Here is a 25761-nt window from a genome sequence, read left to right as displayed (position 1 = left end):
TTCTTATCATCCTTGGGTGTATCCAGCGAGTGACTTGCACTCGCTTTTCCGAGCAAAAGGTTAGAATGTAAACTCTTCTGATTGGTTTCCAGCAACATCCGTAATTGCAATTTCTACCAATTGTCCCGTGTCAATATTATCTATAGACCAACTGCCATTCTCCAGTACAGTGGTCGATTCTTTAGAGCCATCTTCAAGTAACACATCAATTCGTGCACCAAGCTCTGTGGCTTCTAGGTTTCCAGACAGGATAGCTGCACCAGCATCAATGTTGACGTCTAGATTGCTCGTATCCACCGCGACCTGATCGAACGTAATAGAGTTAGAACGCGTGTTTTGCACAATACCATTGACTGATTCCGTCAAGGTGTAAGCATTGATGCCACTTGAAAGCTCAATTGGAGTATCTTGGGCAGACAAGTCTATTGACCATTCGCCATATTTATCGGTAGTGGTAGTCAGCTCATCATCGCCAATCTTCAATGTGATCAATGATTGAGGCTCACCTCGACCTTCAAATGTTGGACTGATGTTATTGGTGATGTTGTCATTACTAAACAAGCCTGTATCAGTAGCACGGCTCAGACCGTCATCGATAAACGGCATGCTCTCTCTTGAGTCGTAAGTCACGCTAAACTCTTTACTCGACTCATTACCGGCAACATCTTTAGCATTGAGCACTATATTGTGAGTCTCGCCATCGACTAATGAGTCAAAGCTATAACTCCAACGACCATTAGCATCAACCTCGACATCAACTGCAATTCCCGCTCCTACTTGAATGGTAAGCGTCGCATCTCTTTCACTTAGAACGCCTGATAGAACACCCGTATCCGTGTTCCAAAGTACGTCGTCAGTTAGGTAATCAATATCTGCTTCAACCTTTTCTAGCGTGATAATCGGTGCGAAGGTATCAACCACCATATCGTGTTCAATGTGCTCGTTATTTCCCCACTTGTCCCAAATCGTAATATCAATTTCATACAAGCCATCAGAGAAATCACCGTTTGGTGTAAACTCCCAGTAACCGCTCTCATCGACCTCAATATCTTTGAATATCGGCGTAGTGCCATTACCGCTGATAACCACGCGCACCGTGGTACCAGGGTCGGTATTACCGAAGATCACTGGCTTGTCTTTACCCACATGTACTTGATTACTTTCTTCAAATACCACTCCAGAGTCAGCATCTTTCACCGCGACATTAATAGGTAAATCATCTGGTTTGACACTGACGATAAACTCGGTGTTGATTGGCTCACCTTGATCATCCGTTGGAGTATTGCCTGCTTTGTCTTTATAAACGACTTCTACCCGATACTCAGTGGCACTACCATCAGCATTTAGCGCAAGGTCATCGAGGAGCTTTATTTCAAAGACATCTCCGTTGGTGATCTCGTCTGTGCCACGGAACCATATTTCTTCACCTTCCATATCGTAGACCGTCACATAGAAAGCTCGGATTTGCTCGCCATCATTACTGTCTTTACCCACTCGCACAGCAAAGTCAGGATCGTTGGTGTAGTAAAGTGGCAGCTTAGTCTCTGGGTGGAGAGTCTTACTCGGGTCTCTAAATGTCACGATGTTATCTTCGAAAATGCTTACTTGTGGTGCTGGCATTTCACCCAATACCGTGTCGACCGCAAATTTGACTTCCGTAGACTCAGTATTACCCGCCTTGTCTTTCGCAACAACCGTCATCACATAACTATCATCGGCGTACTCAGAGCCCTCAGGACGCTGGTAAGAGAAAATCGTTTTATCGACTGTGAAACTATCTTGGTGAACAATTTCACCAGCTGAGTTTCTTACAGTGATTTCAATATCATTACCTTTCTCGGTATAGATTTTTACTTCCGGATTCGGATTGTTGGTGTTGTGCGTCCAATGCCAACCTTTTTCCTCGATAAAATCGGCAGTTAGAGAAATCCCCGAGTCAAAAATGATCGTTGAGCTTTCTGTCACAACATGCCCCACTTCATCCACTGCCTGAACCGTAAATGGGTACTCTAAATCCGGCATTGCTTCGGTAGTAATCGACCACTCGCCGTTCTCATTAACCCTTGTATCGTAAACCACGCCATGGATTGTGATTCGAATGGTATCCCCAATAGTTGCCCCAGAGCCTTGGAAGAATATTTTCTTCTCATCATTGGCATCATTGACGATGTAGATTGGGTTACCATCAGCATCATTCCCTGTATGTTCTACCGTGTTGTCTTTGTCTGTTGCAGGCAGAATGCTCCAGTTACCAATCACTGGCTCTGAGGTTCTAATGGTGAGATCCATACTTTCTGGTTCCCCAGAGATATTCCCTGCGGTATCTGTTGAGGTGACTTCAACAACAAAAGTGCCATCGAGGTCGCTGCCCAACAATTCATCTGGTTTGGGTGAGTAACTCCAAGAGTTACTATCACTCACCTGCGTTGCCACATCAATAATCGCAGCGCCAACTTTGATGTATTGCTTGGTATGCTCATCGTAAAGCGTTTTATATATCTTGATGTAGATGTCTGCTCCGGCTTCACCAGTACCTGCAATGACTGGGTTCGGAACCATGGTTTTATTATCGCTTGCAACATTATCACCAAAGATCAGCACGTCACCCGTGTCAGAAGAACCTTCCAATGCCACGCTGACATCTGGAGCGGTTTTGTCATAAATAATTTCGCGTGATACTTCTTGGTTTTCCGTACTCAAGGTATTACCCGCTTCATCAGTAACGGTAAAGACGACTTTATACTTGCCTTGTGCAAAGCCACCGTTTATCTGATCTTCTGGCAATTGGAAAGAAATCTGACTGCTGTTGGTCTGGTCTACTTTAACCACAAGTCGATCAACTTCTACTCCCGCCTCATCATACAAAATAGCGGTGATGGTATTGTCTGCCTCCGTGGCGCAGTTAAAGGTCAAATAGCCCTCTTCACCATTCACCGTTGCTAGATCTTTAGTAATAAAGTCGGTTGCAAATGCGCTATCATTTTCTAAGCTCACTTGGAAATTAATCGCGGTTTTGACTCGTACAACACCTTCAAACGAGTCTTTATTTCCCGCGATATCATTGGTAATAAGATCAAAGTTATAGGTGCCATCTTCTTGGTGAGGCAGTGTATATTGCCAATCCCATACCCCTAGCTCATCTGCACGCTCGACTAAACTGATGCTTCCCCCCGCTACTGCCGTCGCGACTTGTCCGTTTTGCGCAATATAGAATGTCTCATTACCATTCAACTCGATGTAAGCATCATTGAAATCACCAGTTAATGTGCCTTTAAAGGTTGGCGTATCATCGCGAGTGATATAGTCCGAATTTTTAACTGCATCATCGGGTCCCGGTGCGATACTTTGACTATCTGCCACAACGATGCCTTCAATCTCAGGCGTAACACGGTCAATAGTGATTTGACCAACGCTTCCACTTGGGTATTGATTTGGATTTTCGGGATCAAAACCAACCATATTGCCCGCTAAGTCGGTACTGGTTACCCAATAGGTATATTCGACGCCATCCTCTAAATCACTTGCCGAAACCGAAAATGACCCGTTTGACGTTGCTGTGGCAGTTAAGATTCGAGCGCCCTGCACGTCCCAAGACTCGCCTTTTTGCGCCAGAATCACTTTTACGCTCGCCCAAGCATCGGTCTTACCAATGATATTTAGGGTTTGGCTGTTGGTCAGCCCACCTTCACTACCTTCAACTTCTATTTGCGTTAGTGTGTTGTTGGTATCGATGACTAACTCATCGATTTCTGCATTGGTATAGCTGTTATCAGGAAACTGAACATTGTCTTTAGACACCGCAACTTCGATAGCGTATTGACCATCAGGGAGATAGTAGTTGCCTGCCGCCAAATCGGCGTTATCAACTGAGTCATTTATGGGTGAATAGCCATCACTGCCTGACATGCTGCCAATTGCGCCACTACCTAACTGTAGTGACCAAGTGCCATCGATTCCAGCTAAGGTTGAAAACGTGGTTGTCATTCCCGTTACTGAATCTGTGATGGTTACTCTAACCGTTGAATCTGGCGTAGCATTACCATACAGCCAAGGGTTCGACACATTGGTTAACGTATCGTCCAGCGCAGATGAATTGGAGTCATCTTGCAGATGGACCGTCACTGGCATAATGTCAGGTTGAATGGTGATTTGTTTCTCAATCACCGAGGTATTGCCCGCCAGGTCTTTGGATACAAGGAAAATGGTATGGATACCGTAAGCCATTTCACTGGTAGTGATCGAATAGGAACCTGACGTATCCACTTGGCTAACGCCAAGCAGATTTTGCTCAGCAATTGCACCAACATAAACCGACACTTCAGCGTGTAGGTTTTGACCGTACATTTGCGCGAATTCAGATTGCCCTTTAAATGTTAGAGTTCGATCACTGGTGATGATTTGATCGTCAGTTAAGCTAAACTCTCTTCTGTCACCGTCATCCTCTTCAACATGAACTTTCTGTAATCCCGCTCTAAGTTCAGGCACGGTAGTATCAACATAAAACTCACCAGTAACTTCTTGGTCTACTGTCGTGGTATTACCAAGTTGGTCGACAGCTGAAATCTCGTAACTGTATTTGCCATCTGGGAACTTGGTTGGCGTATTGCTATCACCGGAGAAGTTTGGTGCAAAACTCCAAATGCCGGAGACATTTTGCTGCGTTTCATCCCAAATTACGCTGCCGTATTGATCAAAGATACGCAATGTCACATCCGCATTCGCCTCGGTTGTCCCAGCGAACTGCGGTAATGGATTGTATGTCCAGCCATCCCCATCTACTTCAGTATCAGTGGTCAGCTTACCGTCTAATTCGACACTGCGGTCGATAACTAAGCTGGTTTCAAACTCAGATTTGTTACCAGCGTTATCCTCAGCCACCAACTTAATCGCATGATCACCCTCAGTTAGGGAGTTAATCAAGTTGCTTAATGACAGATCAAAGCTACCCGAAATATTGCTAGATAACAGAGAGTCCAATTCGACGACAAAGTCTGGCGTCGCCTTACCATCAACAAAGACGCTGATCTGCCCACCATTTGTTTCGCCGCGATCAATATTACCGGTAATCGTTAGATCATTTTTAACCCCGTTAGTCAGCCATTTCTCTTCGAACAGCTTAATACCATCTGTGGCATCTGACGTCTCTAGGGTGATGTTACTCATCACAGGAGCTGTGGTATCAAGTACGAATGAGCTTTCTTCTGATTGCGTAATTAAACCGACTTCATCTGTTGATTTGACATAGTAGCTATATTTGCCATCACCCAAGGTTTCCAACAACTCATCACCAATGGTAATATTCCACTCACCTGAACTGTCGGTCACTTGGTTAGCAAAGTATCTACCGACTTCTTCACCGCCAGCATTTTTCAACACAAGCATGACTTCACTGCCTTGCTCTGCACTACCGGTAAAGGTCGGCTTTGTCTCGTTGGTGAGGTCTAATCCCGGAATATTGTCATCATGATCAATACCCGAATTTAGCGAGACGGTCGGTACCTCTGGCGCCGTAGTGTCAACAGTGAAATTAAACGCGTCGACTCCTTCGTTACCCGCCTTATCCGTAACTGTGACCACTGCTTTCCACAAACCATCAGCAAGCTCATTAATACCAAGACTTGTGAGCAAAGCTTGATCACTAAGATCTAGTGACCATGTACCATCTTCAGCGATGTTAACATCGGTAATTTCGTATAATTGCCCTTTGCCATTGTCTAGCACAATCTTAATCGCGGAAACGTCAGTATCAGTTAGACCATCAAGTGTTGGCGTTGAAACACGAATGACATTGTCAGTTTTATTAAGATCTTCTTGCGTCATTGAATCGCCAATGCGCACGTCATCATCCGCTAATCGGTCAACTTTGTCCTCATCAGAGACATCCCCCGCGACTGAAACCTTCGAGTCATTGGTTACCAAAACCGTCTGTGACGCTGCATTTTGGTTGCCTGCTTTATCAAACACGTCAACCGTAACTCGGTAGGTCGAGTCATTGACCATTGCACTATTGTTGCCTTCACCAAATTGGAAGTGCCATTCGCCAGTGACACTATCGGCGTATTTGATGTAGGTTTCTGCTGGTACAGACGAATCTACCGCTAGGAAGTTACCATCGGCATCCAGAATCACTTTCTCAACAGTGATTGCGACTTGCGCTTCAAGTTCTGCCTTGCCGGTGATTACCGGATCATTAAGCTTGGTTACCCAGTCACCTAGATCACCAGTGTCATTGATGATGCCATTAAACATATCTGGCATCAGTAGATCTGTTGCACTGTCTGGTACGTCTTTATCAACGGTTACTTTTGCGTCAGCTGCAGAGATTTCTTTACAGTTGCCTTCTATATCCCAAGCTTCGATTTTATATGGAACATCAGTAACGCCTGAGAGCGCTAAACTGTCGAACGAGACTTCCCAAGAGCCGTCTTCATTAACCGTGACAAATTTATGCCTTTCTGCTCCGGTGTCTGGGTATAAAGTCACTTTTACTCGTGCGTGTGCGTCATTGTCGACCACCTGACCGGTAAACTTCAGGGCGTCATTGTTGGTGTATTCGTCATCATTTGAGAATCCGGTATCAATGGTCTCGTCCTTAGCCAGCTGACCGACACCATCAATTTCAGTATCAATTTCAATCTGTTTCTTGCCTGTCGTGGTAGCATTACCCGCCACATCAGTAGCTTTAACGTAGTACTGATAGCTGCCAGATTGCAATGTTTCGATATTGGCACTGGTTAACTCCCAACGCGACAAGGTTGGATTCCAGGTAATCGCGCCAGCCGAGCCATCATCGTTAATCGAACTGTAGTTCTGAACAACAACGCCCTCGTCATTTAATATGAAGAGTTCCACTTTGGCGTCACTTTCATTAAACGCGATATTAAATTGTGGCTTTTGCACATTGGTTTTGTTGTCAGAGCCATAATCAATATTGCCCTCAGAAACATCAGCGCCCATACCGCTGTCACTACTTGGACGTGAACCAAACCCAAGATCTAGCGTTATGTCAGCAACAGAAATATTCGGTACGGTTGTATCGATAACTAAATCTTTAACAAAAGAGTCTTTATTACCAAATTCATTGCTCGCTTCGACTTTGTATGTGTATTTCCCCTCGACGAGGTCGACATCATTTAGTGTCCAGGTGCCCATGCCATTGCCGTTATCGACAATGGCCACTCCATTGTTTGGCGAGCTATAAACTGCAAATGGCTCAGAGCTGCCCTCTTGATAGAAAGTGACCGTAACATCAAACGGTGCGTCTTCTGGCGTTGCAACTTGCCCTGAAAAGTCGGGAGTGAGGTTATTGGTTATAGAGTCCGTTTGATCTAAACCGGTGTCGTTTTCTTGGTCCGATTTTAAACCATCGTTAACCTTATCGAGATTCGGATTCTTAAACTTCATCTCAATATTGTTGCCCGCCTCATCACTGTCGTAGATGTAGGTGTTGCCGGCAGTATCAGACACAAATACCTGGTACTTATAAGTACCTTCGTTGGCGGCGCTCGCTTCACTGATAAGTCCTGTCGCCTCAATCGACCACTTACCATCAGTATCAGCCACTGCATAGTATTTACCGTCAAGTAAGGTACTCTCACTTGCATCAGATGAGTTTGCTGGATAGCGACTTGTCACATCACCATTAAACACAAGATAGATGATCGAGCCGGGCTCGGTATCACTTCCTTCAATGACAGGTGAAAGTACACTGGTTTTATTGTCATCTTGATCGACACCTAAATCGCTACTTGCTGCTAAATCTGCAGTAAGACTTGTGGTGCTATCAATCGTCACTTTACCGCCATCTACAACGCTTGAGTTACCTGCAGCATCAATCGCGGTGATGGTATAAGGTTTATCAACCTCATCGGTCAAACGAACATCATTACGGACAATCTCACTAGGGTTATCAGAACCAAAGCCAATAATCTCAGTAACAGGCTGCGACAGGTCCAGTTCCCAATTACCATTTGAGCTAGTTGCTTGGTAGGTTTTACCTTCAATGGTAACGAAGACATTAACCGATTCATTACTGCCGGCAATCGCGGCTGTGTTTGCGCCACTGTAGGTGCCAGCGAATTTTGGTTGAACGTTAAAGGTAATGCCATCGTCGTTCGCAAGGCCGGTATCATTAACGCTGTCACCAGTTACAAACCCACCGTCGACGATTGGCGCACTGTTATCAAGGATAAATGTTCCACTATCGGTATCGCTATTACCTGCTGCATCCTTACTGATCACTTGGTAGCTGTAGCTGCCTTCTGTAAAGCTTGGTAGCGAACCTGGTGAGGTAAGCAAGCTGCTATCAGATAGATCAATTGACCACTCTACTTGAGTATCTATTTGTTCAAGTGTTGGATATGGCAACTCTAGTTGGTACTGGTAATCAACATTGTTAAGAGTGACGGTTAGAGTAATGACCGAGCCCGCTTCCGCTAACCCAGAAATAATTGGGTTGTTACCATTATGCGAATTAGTTAAATCGTCATCGTTATCAATACCAAGGTCTGTACTACTATCCAGATCCGCGCTGATCGTGGTTGATGCATCAAAAGTATAGTTACCTGTTACCTGATCAGTGTTGCCCGCAACGTCCGTCACTATGACCTTGTAGGGATAATTACTGCCTTGAGTCGGCACAAACGAAGTTAACGATTCGCCTTCACCAACACTAAGTTGCCAAGATTTATTGAGTTGAGATTGATCGCCGTCGAGTGTTTTATTTGCCACCTTAACGAACTCTCCGTCCACTTCAATATAGATCTCAACCCTTGCGCCACCTTCAGCTTTACCACTAAATGTCGCAACACTGTCTGAGGTTATTTCTAGTGCCATATTACCCGCTGCCTGATGGCGTTCACCGGTGACGTTGGCTAACTCCACATCGACTAAATCGATGTGATTATCCACTAATAGCGTCCCTTGATCTGATGCTGTATTACCTGCTTTGTCAGTCGCTTCAATTTCATAGCGATAATCGCTACCTCCAGCATTAGGGGTAATGATATTTTCACCAAGTTCAAGATTCCAAGCGCCATCCGTGAGGGTTTGAGTGGTTTCAAATAACAACGCACCGTCGGATTCACGGTAAAGTCTAAACGTGACTTCACTATCAGGTTCCACTGTGATGTTAAAGCTTGGCGTGGTATCGCTAGTGATGTTGTCGCTATTGCTCTGTCCAAGGTCACTTGCATTATCAAGTTCAATATTGACTGGTGACACCTGATTATCGTATTCAAATTTATCTTCAGTGACAGCGATATTACCCGCGGCATCTTCAACTTGAATACGGTATTCATACTCACCTTCCACAGTGAGGTCATCCGCCAACTGAATTTCAAATTCACCATTAAGCGAAACAACGGTTACTGGCGCACCAGATTGAACAAACTCTCCACCCGGAGATTTGATATACAAGGTTACGATGGCGTTGGTTTCTGTTTTACCGACAAATACAGGCTTCTCTGCCGTTGTTACTTTATCATTGTAGTGACTGCTGTCTCGTCCCGTATCACCTTGTTCGCCAAGCTTCAACCCGACGTTTTCAAGGCGAGCGCTAGCATCAACAGTAAAGTTTTGTTGGTCAATAGTAACTGAGTTTCCGGCAACATCTGTCGCGGTCAATGTATAGCTGTACTCTTTGCCGTTGACATTGAGGTGCTGGGCATTAAAACGTGATAGATCAACTTGGTAACTCCACGTATCGCCATTTACTGTGACGGCTTGATCAGTCACCACACCATCAATGGAAATTCTAACGTCTACGCCTTGTTCAACGGTGCCAGTAAGCGTGATCATCTCTTTGTTAGTCCGTTGATCTTCGATGTTATTTGCATTGGTTGTATTACTATTTGCATCTAACCCATGGTTAGCAAAATCACGCGGGTCTTGCCTATCTATGGTGAAATCTGTCGAACTAATTGTTGATTCATTACCCGCTAAATCAATGGCTTTGAACTGTACTTTTACATCCTGTTCAATAGCACCAGATAAGTCCTCTAATGAGGCGAGATCCTCTTGCCAAATACCATTATCACTAACAGTGGTAAACAGTTTAAATTCACCCGTTTCGCCTAAACGGTAGTAAATCGTCGCGCCTTGCTCACCTTCCCCTTTAAAGTTAAGTACTGTCTTATTGGTGATGTTGTCATCATTGCTTTTGCCTGAATCACTCTCAGACGCCAGATCGACATTCGAGATAGCGGTGTTTTGATCAAGAATATATTTACCACTAGTTACGCTACTGGTATTGCCGGCACTGTCCGTCACTTTGATGGTGTAATCGCGCTCAACTCCGGCAATATCATCATTACCCAAATCTTGAACTAGGATTGACCAGTCACCACTGTCGTTAACTTTTTCCCAATATGAACCGACGCCAGCAACCTCAAGCAATACCCAAGCGCCAGCCTCGGCTTTACCTTTGAAAACTGGCGTGTCTTGGTTGGTCAGCAGCACTTCTGCCGAGACTAAAGCATTGTTAATCGATAACGTAGAAACCGCTTCTGGATTGTTAGTATCAATCTCAAAACTCTTGTTTTCCACCTTAGTCACATTGCTGGCTTGGTCGGTCGAACTTACGCTGTAGTTGTAAATGCCACTTGCCAAATCGCTATCGTTGTCATCAATTTGGACACGCCAAGTGCCATCATTCTCAACCTTCGCGGTAAAGGACTGCTGAGCATTACCGATCATCACCTGTACCACAATATTCGCGCCCGGCTCACCACTACCTTCAAGGATAGGTTTGGTGATGTTGGTCACCTGATCTTGACGAGACGCAAGCGCTGCCGCGCTGTCAGCCGCATTGGGAATACCGCTATCACTCTCTGCTTCCAGTTTGATGTCACTAGTTGTCAGGGCATTGGTTGCATCAACCGTAAACTCACCTTCCAATTTGAGCTCGTTACCGTCCGCATCTGTCGTATTGCCTGCTAAATCTTCTACGGTAATGACGTAGCGATACTCTACTTCTTGCAAATTGCTCTCAAGCGTTACGCTCCACTCACCTTGATCGTTTGCCTTAACTTGAATATCACTCGGTACCACGCCGCCATCAGCTCTTACTAGCGATAAGGTGATGGTCGCGCCAGCATCAGAAGTGCCACTGAAGGTTGGCTTGAGGTGGGCGTAATCTATTTCACTGTCAGCATCTCGGTTTTGGTTCTCTAAACCGCCGCTTAGTGTCGCGACTTTATCAATATGCAACGTTTGATTTTCAAGTTCACTTTCATTGCCTGCTGCATCGGTTGCTATAACGTCATACTGATAAACTTTCCCTGCAGCTGAAGTGTGATCACCAGCCTTATCACTCAGATCGACATTTATTGACCACTTGCCATCCGCTGTTGTGGTATCTGTATAAGTCACGCCACCAATGGTGATCGACACTTTGGCGTTCGCTTCGACCGTGCCGGTTAACTCAACCTGCTCTTGGTTGGTTCTTTCATCGTCAAGTGCAGCGCTGTTGGTCGCATCCGTTAAACCGTTGTTGGTTAAACCTTCTGGCGCCACGCGGTCAACGGTAAAGTCGACCTGACTTGGTTCTGACCAGTTACCCGCTTCATCTTGCGCTTTAAAGTAAACGGTGTAATCCGTCGCAGGATCGCCAACCAAGGTCTCTAAACTGGCAAGGTTCTTACTCCATATGCCGTTTTCATCTACGCTAGCAAATTCAGCAAACTCGCCTGACTCACCCAAACGATAATAGATAGTCGCGCCTTGCTCGCCTTGACCAGTAAAATTGAGTACCGTCGCCTTGGTTAGATTGTCATCATCGCTGTTACCTGAATCACTCTCAGACGCCAGATCGACATTTGAGATAGCGGTCTTTTGATCAAGAATATACTTGCCGCTGGTTACGCTGCTGGTATTGCCAGCACTGTCAGTTACCTTGATGGTGTAATCACGCTCAACTCCGGCAATATCATTATTACCCAAATCTTGAACTGGGATTGACCAGTCACCATTGTCGTTAGCTTTTTCCCAATATGAACCGACGCCAGCAACCTCAAGCAATACCCAAGCGCCAGCCTCGGCTTTACCTTTGAAAACTGGCGTGTCTTGGTTGGTCAGCAGCACTTCTGCCGAGACTAAAGCATCATTAATCGATAACGTAGAAACCGCATCTGGATTGTCGGTATCAATCTCAAAGCTCTTGTTTTCTACCTTAGTCACATTGCTGGCTTGGTCGGTCGAACTTACACTATAGCTGTAAATGCTACTTGCCAAATCGCCATCGTTATCATCAATTTGCACACGCCAAGTGCCATCATTCTCGACTTTCGCGGTAAAGGACTGCTGACCATTTCCGATGCTCACTACTACCACAATATTCGCGCCCGGCTCACCACTACCTTCAAGGATAGGTTTGGTGATGTTGGTCACCTGATCTTGACGAGAGGCAAGCGCTGCCGCGCTGTCAGCCTCATTGGGAATACCGCTATCGCTCTCTGCTTCCAGTTTGATGTCATCACCAGTTAGGGCATTGGTTGCATCAACCGTAAACTCGCCTTCCAATTTGAGCTCGTTACCGTCCGCATCTGTAGTATTACCTGCTAAGTCTTCTAAGGTAATGACGTAGCGATATTCTACCTCTTGTAAATTACTCTCAAGCGTGACGCTCCACTCACCTTGATCGTTTGCCTTAACTTGAATATCACTCGGTACCGCGCCGCCATCTGGTCTTATTAGCGATAAGGTGATGGTGGCGCCAGCATCAGAAGTGCCACTGAAGGTTGGCTTGAGGTGCGCGTAATCTATTTCGCTGTCAGCGTCTCGGTTTTGGTTCTCTAAACCGCCGCTTAGTGTCGCAACTTTATCAATATGCAACGTTTGATCTTCAAGCTTACTTTCATTGCCTGCAGCATCGGTCGCTATAACGTCATACTGATAAACTTTCCCTTCGACTGATGTGTGATCTGCTGCTTTACCACTAAGATCGACGTCTATTGACCACTTGCCATCCGCTGTGGTGGTATCTGTATAAGTCACGCCGCCAATGGTGATCGACACTTTGGCGTTCGCTTCGACTGTGCCGGTTAACTCAACAAGCTCTTGGTTAGTTCTTTCATCGTTAAGTGCTGCGCTGTTGGTTGCATCCGTTAAACCGTTGTTGGTTAAATCTTCTGGCGCCACGCGGTCAACGGTAAAATCGACCTGACTTGGTTCTGACCAGTTACCCGCTTCATCTTGCGCTTTAAAGTAAACGGTGTAATCCGTCGCAGGATCGCCAACCAAGGTCTCTAAACTGGCGAGGTTCTTACTCCATATGCCGTTTTCATCTACGGTTGCAAATTCAGCAAACTCGCCTGACTCACCCAAACGATAATAGATAGTCGCGTCTGGTTCACCTTGACCGGTAAAATTGAGTTCTGTTGCTTTGGTTAGATTGTCGTCATCGCTGCTACCTGAATCACTCTCAGACGCCAGATCGGCATTTGAGATAGCGGTCTTTTCATCAAGAATATACTTACCGCTGGTGACGCTGCTGGTATTGCCAGCACTGTCGGTCACCTTGATGGTGTAATCGCGCTCAACTCCGGCAATATCTTCATTACCCAGATCTTGAACTTGGATTGACCAGTCACCATCGTCATTCACTTGTTTCCAATATGAACCGACGCCAGCAACTTCAAGCAATACCCAAGCGCCAGCCTCGGCTTTACCTTTGAAAACTGGGGTGTCTTGGTTGGTCAGCAATACTTCCGCCAAGACTAAAGCATCATTAATCGATAACGTAGAAACCGCATCTGGATTGTTAGTATCAATCTCAAAGCTATTGTTTTCCACCTTAGTCACATTGCTGGCTTGGTCGGTCGAGCTTACACTGTAGTTGTAAATGCCACTTGCCAGGTCGCCATCGTTATCATCAATTTGCACACGCCAAGTGCCATCATCCTCAACCTTCGCGGTAAAGGACTGCTGACCATTTCCGATGCTCACCAATACCACAATATTCGCGCCCGGCTCACCAGTACCTTCAAGGATAGGTTTGGTGATGTTGGTCACCTGATCTTGACGAGACGCGAGCGCTGCCGCGCTGTCAGCCTCATTGGGAATGCCGCTATCGCTCTCTGCTTCCAGTTTGATGTCATCACCAGTTAGGGCATTGCTTGCATCAACCGTAAACTCGCCTTCCAATTTGAGCTCGTTACCATCCGCATCTACAGTATTACCTGCTAAATCTTCTACGGTAATGACGTAGCGATACTCTACCTCTTGTAAATTACTCTCAAGCGTTACGCTCCACTCACCTTGATCGTTTGCCTTAACCTGAATATCACTCGGTACCGTGCCGCCATCAGGTCTTACTAGCGATAAGGTGATGGTGGCGCCAGCATCAGAAGTGCCACTGAAGGTTGGCTTGAGGTGCGCGTAATCTATTTCGCTGTTAGCGTCGCGGTTTTGGTTTTCAAGTCCACCTGTTAACGAGGTTTGGGTATCAATCACCAAGTCTTCGCTTGAAACAAGGTTTGTCACATTACCCGCTTTATCCGTTGCAGTAATGGTGTACTTAGCCCAATTGCCATCATCCAATGCAATAGACTCAATTTGCCAAACACCATTGGTGACGATTGCCGTACCAAGTAGCGTATCACCGACAGACACTTTAATTTGTGCGCCATCTTCACCAGTTCCGCTAAACACCGGGGTATCATCAGAGGTAATGCCATCGCCCTGTATACCAGTATCCGTGAGCAGTTTTCCGCTGACTTCTGGTGCCTGCGTATCAATGACGAGCGTTTGATCTTTGAGCCTTGATGTATTGCCAGCAATATCTGTTGCCAGGATATCGTATTGATAGGTCTGATTTGCATCTAACTCAATATTATTGACAGTCCACGTTGCGACACCATCGGCATCGGTATCAATATTAATCACCGCATCGAGCGTCTCGAGGATGGTTTCACCCTGACGAATCACCAATTGAACACTCATTCCATCTTGAGCTTCAACCTGACCATTAAAGTTTAATATCGTGTTTTGGGTTTCACCGTGACCATTACTTGTATCACTGGCTAAACTTAATCCACCAGCAAGATGAAGTGGTGGCTGATTATCGATAATCAGAGTATTGCCCGTGTTTACGCTGGTATTTCCGGCTATATCTTCAACATGAACCGTGTATTGGTACTCTCCATCAGCCAATTCAATTGGCAACTCAAACTCCCAGTCGCCGTTTGAGTTTGCCTCAACACTGGCAAAATCGTTGTCAAAACCAACAAACTTGATAGTAACAATCGCGTTAGCCTCGGTCTTTCCTACTAAGATAGGGGTGCGAATCTGAGTAATATTATCAGTCTGGCTCGCTCCGGTATTGTTTGTTTCCGTCTGTTTTAGCCCAGTTGTCGATTCATTTAATGTACGATCAATCACTAACTCTTGCGCTGGTAGAGAAGTAACATTGCCTGCCTTATCGGTGACTGACACAACATAGCTGTACTCACCTTCCAAAATTGTATCAGGTTGATATTGCCACGTTGCACCAAACTCTGAATCATCAGCAACTACGACTGCACTTACCGAGATGTCTTTTCCATCTTGATCCGTAAAGGTGATAGTTACTTGGGAATCAGCTTCGACGCTGCCAGAAAATAATGGTCGATTTGCATTTGTAATACCGTCTACATTTGATAGACCAGTATCTGAGGCAGAATTTTGCTCTAATCCGCCATTAATTTGTGCATTATTATCGATGGTAATCGAGTAGCTGCTGTCTTGGCTTGCTCCCAATGTGATGGTATTGCCGGCTAAATCTCTGGCTTCTACTGTGTAGTAGTAGGTTTGACCATGTGTCAATTCACCCAGCGTACCGCTTGTTGGTGTTGCGAGAGCTAAATCTACTGACCATTTTCCGTCAGCCACTGTCGTTTGATACTGCGCACCATTAATATCGACAGTGATTGTGTCACCATCATCCCCGCTACCAGAAAGTGTTGGTTGGCTATTGTTAGTGACTTTATCGCTATAGGAGCCAACAATGAAATCAACACCAGTGTCGCTACCTGAAGCGGAATCTAGCCCAGCAGTTAGGCTAATTTCTTTATCAATCGTGAGATCAAGCTGATGTTCGGCGGTTAGAGTGGTGTTGTTACCTACCGAGTCAACAGCAGTAACCGAGACGGTGTATTCTCCACTGACTAGTATATCTTCACTTTCAATACGCCATGTTTCATCATCACCCACTACAAACTCGTAGTCCTTCTGGTAGCTGCCATCATTAGCTGTGACCGTCAAAGTAATCTTCGAATCAGCCTCACTTGTACCAATAAAGATCGGAGCTTTGCTTACGCCAGATTCTTTGAGGTTAGTGATGTTATCCCCATCGAGATTACTATCGCTTTCTGCGGCTAACTCGATGGTTAATTTCTGCGGTGGTGTACGGTCAACAATTAACGTTTGTTGGTCAGTGCTGGCTTGATTTCCCGCAGCATCAATTGACTCAATCACATAGTTAAACTCACCTTCAAAATCAAAACCGGTGAGATTGGCACTCCAGTTTTCGGCACTGTCAAACTGAGCCTCAATTGAAAGATCATTACCAAGCAAAGCTTTTAGCTTGCCATCGAGTTCATCATTGCCAGTTGACTTGAAAACAATGATGACCTGTGAATTTTGCTCTGCACTGCCGATAAAGCTAAACGCTTGCTTAGAGGTCGCCCCCTGCTGAGACCCCGTTTCATCAAGTTGGCTAAGACTTCCCGTCACATACGTTTTGGTATCGACGACAATCTGACCGGAAGTCTCACTGGTATTGCCAGCCGCGTCACTTGCTATCACTTTATAGCTATGCTCAACACCATCCCAGTCATTGTCAGCACCACTTGATAATTCTTCCGTCGCTTGCCAAGTCCACTGACCATCATCAGTTTTAACCAGTTCATTACTATCAACAAGCACGCCATTTATATAGAGTTCAATGCTTGTATCGGCGTCTGAACTTATTGCAAACTCTGGTGTGTTATCGTTGGTTAACGCATCGGTAATAACAGTTGGCGCGTTAGGATCAGTGCGGTCTATGGTAAATGAATGTGAGATTTCACCTGTGGTGTTTGCCGCTTTGTCTATCGCCTCAATGGTGTAGGTGTACGCTTGGTTATCGTTAAATTCAGTTGAGGCATTTGGAATAGTGACGGTCCAATTGTTACCATCTAACACCAACAGATGAGCGTAAGCGTCGCTGCCATCAATCTTAAAGATCAGGCGATCAAGATTAGCATCCGATACCGTGCCTTTAATGACTATAGTTTCTGCTTCGTTGGTGAGTTGATCACCTTCAACTCCACTATCGCTCTCTTTCGCCAACTTGCCACCACCAACAACGGGGGCACTGCTATCAACAATCAACTTGTTATCAAGCGTCGTTTCATTACCTGCCGCATCAATGGCGACAATTTTATACTCGTACTCACCATCTTGAGTAAACGTGATATTGGGATTTAGCGTCCACTGCCCATCAACGACGACGGCTGGGTAGTCTTGATGGTTAATGATCAGTTTAACACTTGCTCCCTCTTCCACGGTTCCGCTAAAAGTTGGCGATTGAACGTTGGTCAACTGACCATCTTGTTCACCAGAATCACTTGAACTATCCAATCCGCCTGAAACATCAGGTGGTGTCGTATCAACATAGAGATGACCGCTTATCGAGCTTGAGTTATTCGCATAATCAACCGCAATAACCTTGTAAGTATATCCAGGTAGCGCTTGTGACTCCGGCAACTTCAAATTATCCGCAAGAGTATAAGACCAACTGCCATCTTCCTCGGTCACAGTGAACGGGTCGATAGTGATTTCTTGCCACTCGCCTGCTTTATCATAGCCTGAGATTTGAATGGTTATTTTCGATTTGTATTCGGCAACACCGGCAAATGTTGGCGTTTGATCATTGGTGATCTTCAGTTTATCTTCAACATCTGGGTTTAGACTAACCTGAGAAACTTTGTCATAAACCAAGGTACCTTTTTGTGGCGCCGAGGTCTCATTACCCGCTTTATCCATCGCAACAATCGTAAAGTCATACGAATCTTGCAATGTTAAGTCTGCCGACGTGAGTGGGTTATCCTCGGTACTCCATTTACCGTCACCGTCGCTATCGTAGACAACAATGTCACGAACACCCTCAATACTCAGAGTGACCTCACCACCCGGCTCTACCGTTCCTTCAAAAACTGGGATGGTATTGGTCCACAGATCCGACTTGCCCGCCTCGTCATAACCAGAATCGTCGCCATCTTCTAGCTTGTAGGTCAATTCTTGTGGTGCTTGCGTATCGATAACTAAGCTCTCTGGGTCAAGCTGCATGGTGTTGCCCAAAGGGTCAACAATTGAGACTTGATAGAGATAATGGTCACCTGCGAGATTATCGTTCAACTCTGGCACGGTAACACTCCAGTTGCCCGCATTCGAGCCATTACCATTGATCACTTGTGAAGCGCTATCGATTATAGTTACACCGTCACTTGCAAGGATGTTAACTGTTACTGTTGCACCGGCTTCACCTGAACCATTAAATGTCGGGGTACTATCTTTTGTGATACCATCATTGTTAGCAAATCCCGTATCAGAGGTCGAACTCAGCCCGCCAGATACTGTCGTTTGCATATCTATGATCAGTTTACCAGTCAGGCTATCAGAATAGTTGCCTGCTTTATCAACTGAGTAAACTTGATAGTCATAAGCAATATCACTGTGCGCAATATCATTAGGTAACGTGATGCTCCAGCTGCCATCATCCTTCACCAATACCGAGCGCGTTTGCCCTGCCATAACAACGACCACTACCGTTCCGGCTTCAGCACTACCGCCGAAGGTCGGATTCTCGGTCGCAACTGCGGGGATGCCCTCTTTTAAAACTGGAGAAAGAGAATCGAGTGTCACTGACGGCTTGGTGGTATCTATGGTTACCGTCTGCGTAACCTCCGCTTTATTCCCTGCCGCATCTGTTGCTTTGATCGTATAACTATTTACACCTTCAGGCAGTGCGGTAGGCAATGTTGCCGTCCAGCTGCCGTCATCATTAACCACTGCCTCGACGGTTTGGTTAGAAAAATGAAGTGTTACTGACGCGCCCTTCTCAGCCATGCCGATAAACGTCGGTTTATCTTTAGCGGTATAGTTGTCATCGTTACTTCCAAGCTTTACACCCACAACATTGTCGGCAAAAGTGTCTTCACCGGCTTTCAGCCCACCACTAACTGAGGTTTTGTCATCATAGATAAAGCCGCCTGTTACTATGGTGCTCTCGTTGCCTGCGATATCGGTCGCTTTCACTGAGTATTCATAAGTCGCACCATCATCATGTTCAGCGCTCAGATGAGAATCAGCAAACAACTCGCTGCCGTCAATACTCCAATCACCCGACTCTACCTTGTTCAGCGTATAGTCAATATTGCCAATAGTGATGACGATAGTTTCAACATCTTCACTAACAGTACCACTGATATCCGGTTGCGCATTATTGGTCAGCGCTGGCATATTGATCGTTACGTCTGCCGGGGTGTTATCGATGGTCAACTTACCGCTATCTGTCTGAATATTACCTGCTAAATCAATGGATTTGAGCGTATAATCAATATCCTTTTCTTCAGCAAGCTGGTCGGTAACCTCTAATGCCCAGTTACCAATTTCATCGGTGACTGCGTTATAGACTTTATCCTTGATGAAAAGTTGAATTTCAGCGTGAGCTTCTGCGGTACCGACAAAGCTAAGTGCAGTTTTTCCTAGATTGTTATAAGTGGTGATACCATCACTGTTAGACGAGCCTTTGTCATCTGCACTACTCAATCCACCTTCAATTGCAACCGTCGAAGTATCAATGACAAGCTTGCTTCCCTCTAGCTCAGTAACATTACCAGCTTTGTCGACCGCTTTTAACGTGTAGTTGTATTCGCCATCAGGCAGAACTTTGTCGACTTCAACTTGCCAGTTCCCACTGGTAACTTTGGTTGTGTAACTCTCGCCAGCAATATTTACTACAACAAAGTATGGATTGTCGTCAGACGCCCCTTCTAGCGTTCCGGAAAATGTTGGGCTTTGCACCGAGGTGATATCATCGCTGTCTCTGCCATCTAGCACACCATCATCACGGGCATCATCCTGCGCACTTAGCTTGCCAGTAAAACCCTCTGGCGCTTGGGCATCAACGATAATTGAGCCGCTTGTTTGTGCTTCGTTACCCGCCGCGTCATTCGCTGTGATAACAAAATCATGTTGCTCAACGTTGCCTTCAACTGCCAACGCATCAGTGACTTGGATATTCCATATCCCTGAATCTAATACCTTAGCGCTATACTCCTTGCCATTGATCGAAAGCGTAATAATTGCGCCCGGTTCGCCATTGCCTTGGAATAGCGGTTTCATTTGGTTGGTGTAATTATCAGAGTAGGTTGCTTCTTCACCGTCAAAATTGACACCAGAGTCACTGGATGAAGCTAGGTCACCAGAAACCTCTGTTTTCGGGTCTACCGTGATTTTTCCGGTATCGGTATCATTGTTACCCGCTTTGTCAGTCACGCTAATGGTATACTCGAACTCCTTAACAATATCTGCGTCACTTTCGAGTAGGTTATTGGTCACTTTTATCGACCATTCACCACTATCTTTAGCCTGTGTGGTGTAAACCTTGTTATTAATTTTAATCTCAATTGCTGCACCGGCTTCCGCAGTTCCTGCAAACGTCGGCTGAATATGTTTGGTTAGGTTATCGCCAAGCGTACCTGAATCACCAAGTAAAGGATCGGTGCTTAAGCCGTGGGTGTATGGTTCAAGTATTGTGTCAATGGTAATCGTGCCAGACTTAATCAGTTCATTTCCTGCTAAATCTTTAGCGATCAACGTATAAGAATGAGTGGTATTGGTTAGCTCTTTAGTAACTTGGACTCGCCAACCTCCAAGGGGGTCTACTTCGGCATGGTAAGTTTCACCCGCTATCAGTAATGTCACCGATGCCTGCGGGTCAGTGACACCACTGAACCAAGGAGAGCGTATATTGGTATAACCATCTAACGCCCCTTTATCACTGTCTGCATCAAGCCCACCAGTAAGCTTACCAGGAACTTGGTTATCGATTTCTAGCAAGCCATCATAGTGCGCTTTGTTACCCGCAATATCGGTAAGTTGCACAGTGTAGCTGTAAAGATTATCGCTCAGCGATACCCCATACTGCGCTAAATCAATCGCCCAATTGCCATCGTCATCAACAACAGTGGATAGATCGTTAACACCATTGCCAAGGCTTAAAACGACTGTCGCGCCAGCGTCTCCTTTACCCGAAAAGGTAGGATTGCGAGTTTGAGTAATACCATCGCTATCAGAAGCACCAGTATCATCCTCTGCGAACAAAGTTCCGGTTACAGACGCTTTGTTATCGACCACCAGTGTTTTATTGACCGTCGTGGTATTACCTGCCGGATCCGTCGCCACTATCGAGTAATCGTAGGTATCATCAACAAACTGTGGAGTATTGGTTAACTCGATTTCCCATCGACCATCGGGGTCAACGGTGGTGCTGAATTCCTTGCCATTAATCGTCAACACGACCTTATGACCCGACTCACCTGTACCGGAAAATTTCGGTAAACGGTTTTGAGTAATACCATCATTGTTAATGTTAGTATCACTGCCTGCATCTACGCCGCCACTAAAGATTGGGTCTTTAGTGTCAACCACTAACACACCGCTACTCGTTGCCGTTGCACCGGCAAGGTCTTCCGCGACTATCTCGTATGACCAAGTGCCATCATCAAGATCTTCTTCGAGCTGTTTAAACCAGCGACCATCTTCCCCTACCTTTGTGATCGCCGTTTTTACCTTTGACCCACTGACCAAGCGGATAGTTATAATCGCATCCACTTCGCCAGTCCCATAAAACTCGGGTTTCGTTAAACTAGTATAAGAGTCATCCCAACCAGTTTTAGTGTCCTCAGATAGATAAGCGGATAAGGTGGTTTGAGTATCAATTGTTATCGAACCATTGGTTTGGTTTTCGTTGCCCGCCTTATCTAGCGTGGTAATAGTGTAGGCATAATTACCATCAAGCTTGAGTGCATCAGCGACTTGAATACTCCACGCTACATCACTGCGGGTTTCACCATCTTGATTGTCATCCAATACGATTGAATACTCTTTACCATTGATGGATAACGTAACCTTCGCGCCTTCTTCTGCTAAACCGCTAAAGGTTGGCGTATTATCTTTGGTGTAATCATCATTATCAAATCGACCTTTATCACTGCTAGAGTCTAATCCTCCAGAGATAACAGCTTGCGTATCGACGACAATCGTACCGACTTCTTCGACCTCATTGCCAGCATCATCCATTGCCACCAAAACATAATCATACGAGCCATCCTCAAGCTCATCAGTAACCGTTGCGCGCCAGCTACCATCAGCATTGACTATAGCAGCGTATTCTTCGCTGCCAAGTTTTAGCGTAACGTGTGCGCCTGCATCGACTACACCAGAAAAGCTAGGCAAAGTATTGGCTGTGTAATTGTCGCTATCAGACAAGCCAGAATCACTTGCATCATCCAGCCCACCTTTAAACAGTTGCGGGGGCAATGTATCAACTTCTATTTGAGCTACCGGCAAAGTGGCTTCGTTACCCGCTAAATCAATCGTTTTTAGAGTAAACTCGTAAACGCGGTCATCAAGCTCGATATTGTTCTCTGCCAAAGAGATAGCCCACTCGCCATTTACGACAGTGGTTTCTAAAATCGTTCCAAGTGATGGCTCAAATGAAAGGTAAATTTTGGCACCATTTTCGCCAGTACCGGAAAATGTCGGTTTGTTAAACTTAGTAAGGTTATCTGTCGCGGAAATGCCCGTATCAAAAGCAGCATCTAGGCCGCCAGAGAAGACAGCTTCAGTATCAATCGTTACGCTTTGATCATTGATAACCGTTTGGTTGCCAGCAAGGTCGTAAGCCGTAAGTGTGTAATTATGCGTACCTTGGCTCAGCGGTTGGTCAACCGGTATCGTCCAATTTCCATGTTCATTCGCTAGCGCTTCAAAAATTTTTCCATCAATTTCAAGTTTAACGATGGTACCCGCTTCAGCGACACCAGCGAAGGTAGGCAGTGTATTTTTGGTAATTTTATCGACGTTACTAAAGCCAGTATCCACCTCAGCGGTCTCAATTAAGTCTCCGCTAAAGCCAGTTGGTGCCAGCAAGTCGACACTAATATTTCCGGTTTCTTCGGAAACATTGCCCGCATAATCGCTAGCCGCTACTGTGTATTCATAATCGCCATGCGAAAGAGCGACATCAACCCGAACGACCCAATTGCCATCTACATCGGCTTGCGTGGTGTAATCTTCACCATCAATACTCACCGTAATAAAGTTGTTCGCTTCAGCAACACCTGAGATAAAGGGGTTTTGCTTATTGGTATAACCATCATTATCAAATCGCCCTGAGTCACTATCGGCTGAAACGCGCCAAGACTCTTGAATTGGTGCTTCGCGATCAATCACCAATTGTTTTTCAATGGTTTTTACATTCCCTGCTCTATCTTGCGCCACCAACTTGTATTGATAAGTTCCATCGGCAAGCTCCGCTAACACCGCGTCGTATTTTGGGCGAGTATGATCTAACGACCAAGAGCCATCGCTTTCAACTACTGCTTCTATCGCGCTGCTTGCTCCATTAAAGTACAATTGTACCGTTGAGCCCTCTTCGACTTTACCCACAAAAACCGGCGAGTTATTGTTCGTTACCCCATCAGTTTGCGAGTAACCCGTATCCACCGCTTGAGTTTGTTTTAAGCCACCGGTAAAGGTAATCTGAGTATCAATTTCAACGGTATCCGTTGTCACTTCAGAGCGGTTACCTGCAGCATCAATCGCCAATACGGAATAGTTTTGCACACCATCACTAACAGCAGCCACCGTTGTTAATGACCATTTTCCGTCACTGTCAGCTTCGGTTTCGTAGGTGCGACCATCAATGGTTAGACGAATCGTGGCGTTAGCTTCTGCGGTGCCTTCAAACGTTGGCTTGTTGTCTGATGTGAGCTTATCGCTATTTGATATACCCAAGTCACTATCTTGAGTAAGGGCGACGGTTGGCGGCTCCGGAGCCACGGTATCTATCGTTAGTGTTTTACTAAATGTCGCTTCTGCTCCACCTGTACTAATTGCCGTAACATCGACAGCATAGTCGCCATCGACAAAGCTCTCACTGACTTCAATTTTGAACACACCCGTAGCATCGGCTACCGCTTGATAAACGGCTGAGTTAATTACCAAGGTCACGTTCGCGCCTTCAAGCGTTAAACCGGTAAACGTCAAACCTGTCGTAATATTGGTGGTAAAGTCGCCGGATTTGCCGCTGTCATCTGCTTTATCAAGGGAAACGGATAGCGTAATTGGCTCTTCTACTAACTGTTCGTTTTCATCTGCATCTTGAGAAGGTCGACTTGAGGACGAACTGCTACTAGTAGGAATAATTGGTTGTTGAGGTGTTAGAGTGAATTTTTTTTCCGGACCTTCACCTTCAAACTCAGACACATCGTTGTCGACATCAGTGAGCTGCTCTTGGACTTCAACTACGAAGTCCTCGACCTCTGACGGACCATCAGGCTGAACCTGCTCTGAACTCTCTTGGCTTTGTTCAGCTTTTGACTCTAATTCTTGCTCTTTTAGCGCAAGCTCCTGCTCTGCTTCTTCTAGTTCAACTTTAAGTTTTTGTAATCGAGCGAGTTCAGCTTCAAGCTCTTGCTGCCGCTGCTCTTGCAACTCTTTCTGCTGTTCTAATTCTTCTTGCGCTTCAGCATCTTGCCCGAACGGAATTTCTTGCTCAGAGGAAATGACATCTTCGAGAAATACATTTTCTAACGACTCTAAATTTACTTTTGCCGACTTAACTAGCTCTTGCATCGAGACCACATCATCACCATTTAAGACGGTTAGTGTGCCTTTCGCAATATCAATCAACGCATCCTTAATAACTTGTACTTCACCATTTTCATCTTTTAGGTGCAGATCAAAACCATTAACTTTAACGTCATCCAGTGATTTGATATTTAATTGAGCCATAGATATAAGCCTTCCAAGCCAGCAATTCGTTAAGCACTTCCTAATTAATTTCTGAAGTGCGCGCTTCTTATAAGAATTCAGCCAGAAACAATGCAGCACAAAATTCTATTTATACTGATTTGTTGCAAAGCAAAGACAATTACTTGCAAATCATAACAATAGCGAGAACGACAAAATTAATTAGTTGAAAGGATAAATTAAAGCTTTCGAGACGAGTCACATATATTCGCGAGCGGTATGTAATGATACAAGACATTTATAAATGCATTTAAGAATAGGTCACTAAAGATAAAATCAACTATTTTATCGGCTGAAACTCAACCTCATAACTAATGCTATAATTATCATTAAAACAGTGTAAAAATCTAACTCAGCCCGCCAACCACTTAGTTTAAGACAGTAAACGATGAATAAATTAGACTAACAAGAATAATTGAAATATTTATAACAATCTCAATATAAACCATACAAATAATATTAAAGCCTCAAGCGCACTAATATTTATTCAAGCAAAGACCTCTACAAAAGCTTTTATCCGCACAACAGACTGCAAAAAGCAACAATTAGCAAAGCGAGAAATACATTCAAATATACAGCATGAATCCCTGTATATTTAAATGTAACTACCAAACAGTCAATAAATCCCTATGTAAAGTTGAAATTCATTTCTCTTCTTATCCATATATTGATTCAAAAGATGGTCAAACATTAGTTAATTAG

At 45.1% G+C, this 25761-nt stretch carries 1 protein-coding gene; it reads right to left on the bottom strand.

The genetic code is table 11. The features are described 5' to 3' along the window. Positions 1-60 precede the first annotated feature (60 nt). A complete protein-coding gene (locus DPF93_RS02540; RefSeq protein WP_114764653.1) occupies positions 61-25041 on the bottom strand; it encodes an Ig-like domain-containing protein in 24981 nt (8326 codons plus the stop codon). Positions 25042-25761 lie beyond the last annotated feature (720 nt).

Source organism: Vibrio rhodolitus (genome assembly GCF_003350325.1).
GTDB lineage: Bacteria > Pseudomonadota > Gammaproteobacteria > Enterobacterales > Vibrionaceae > Vibrio > Vibrio rhodolitus.
Note: the sequence above shows the minus strand (reverse complement) of the source record. Positions and strands in the feature narration are given on the sequence as shown.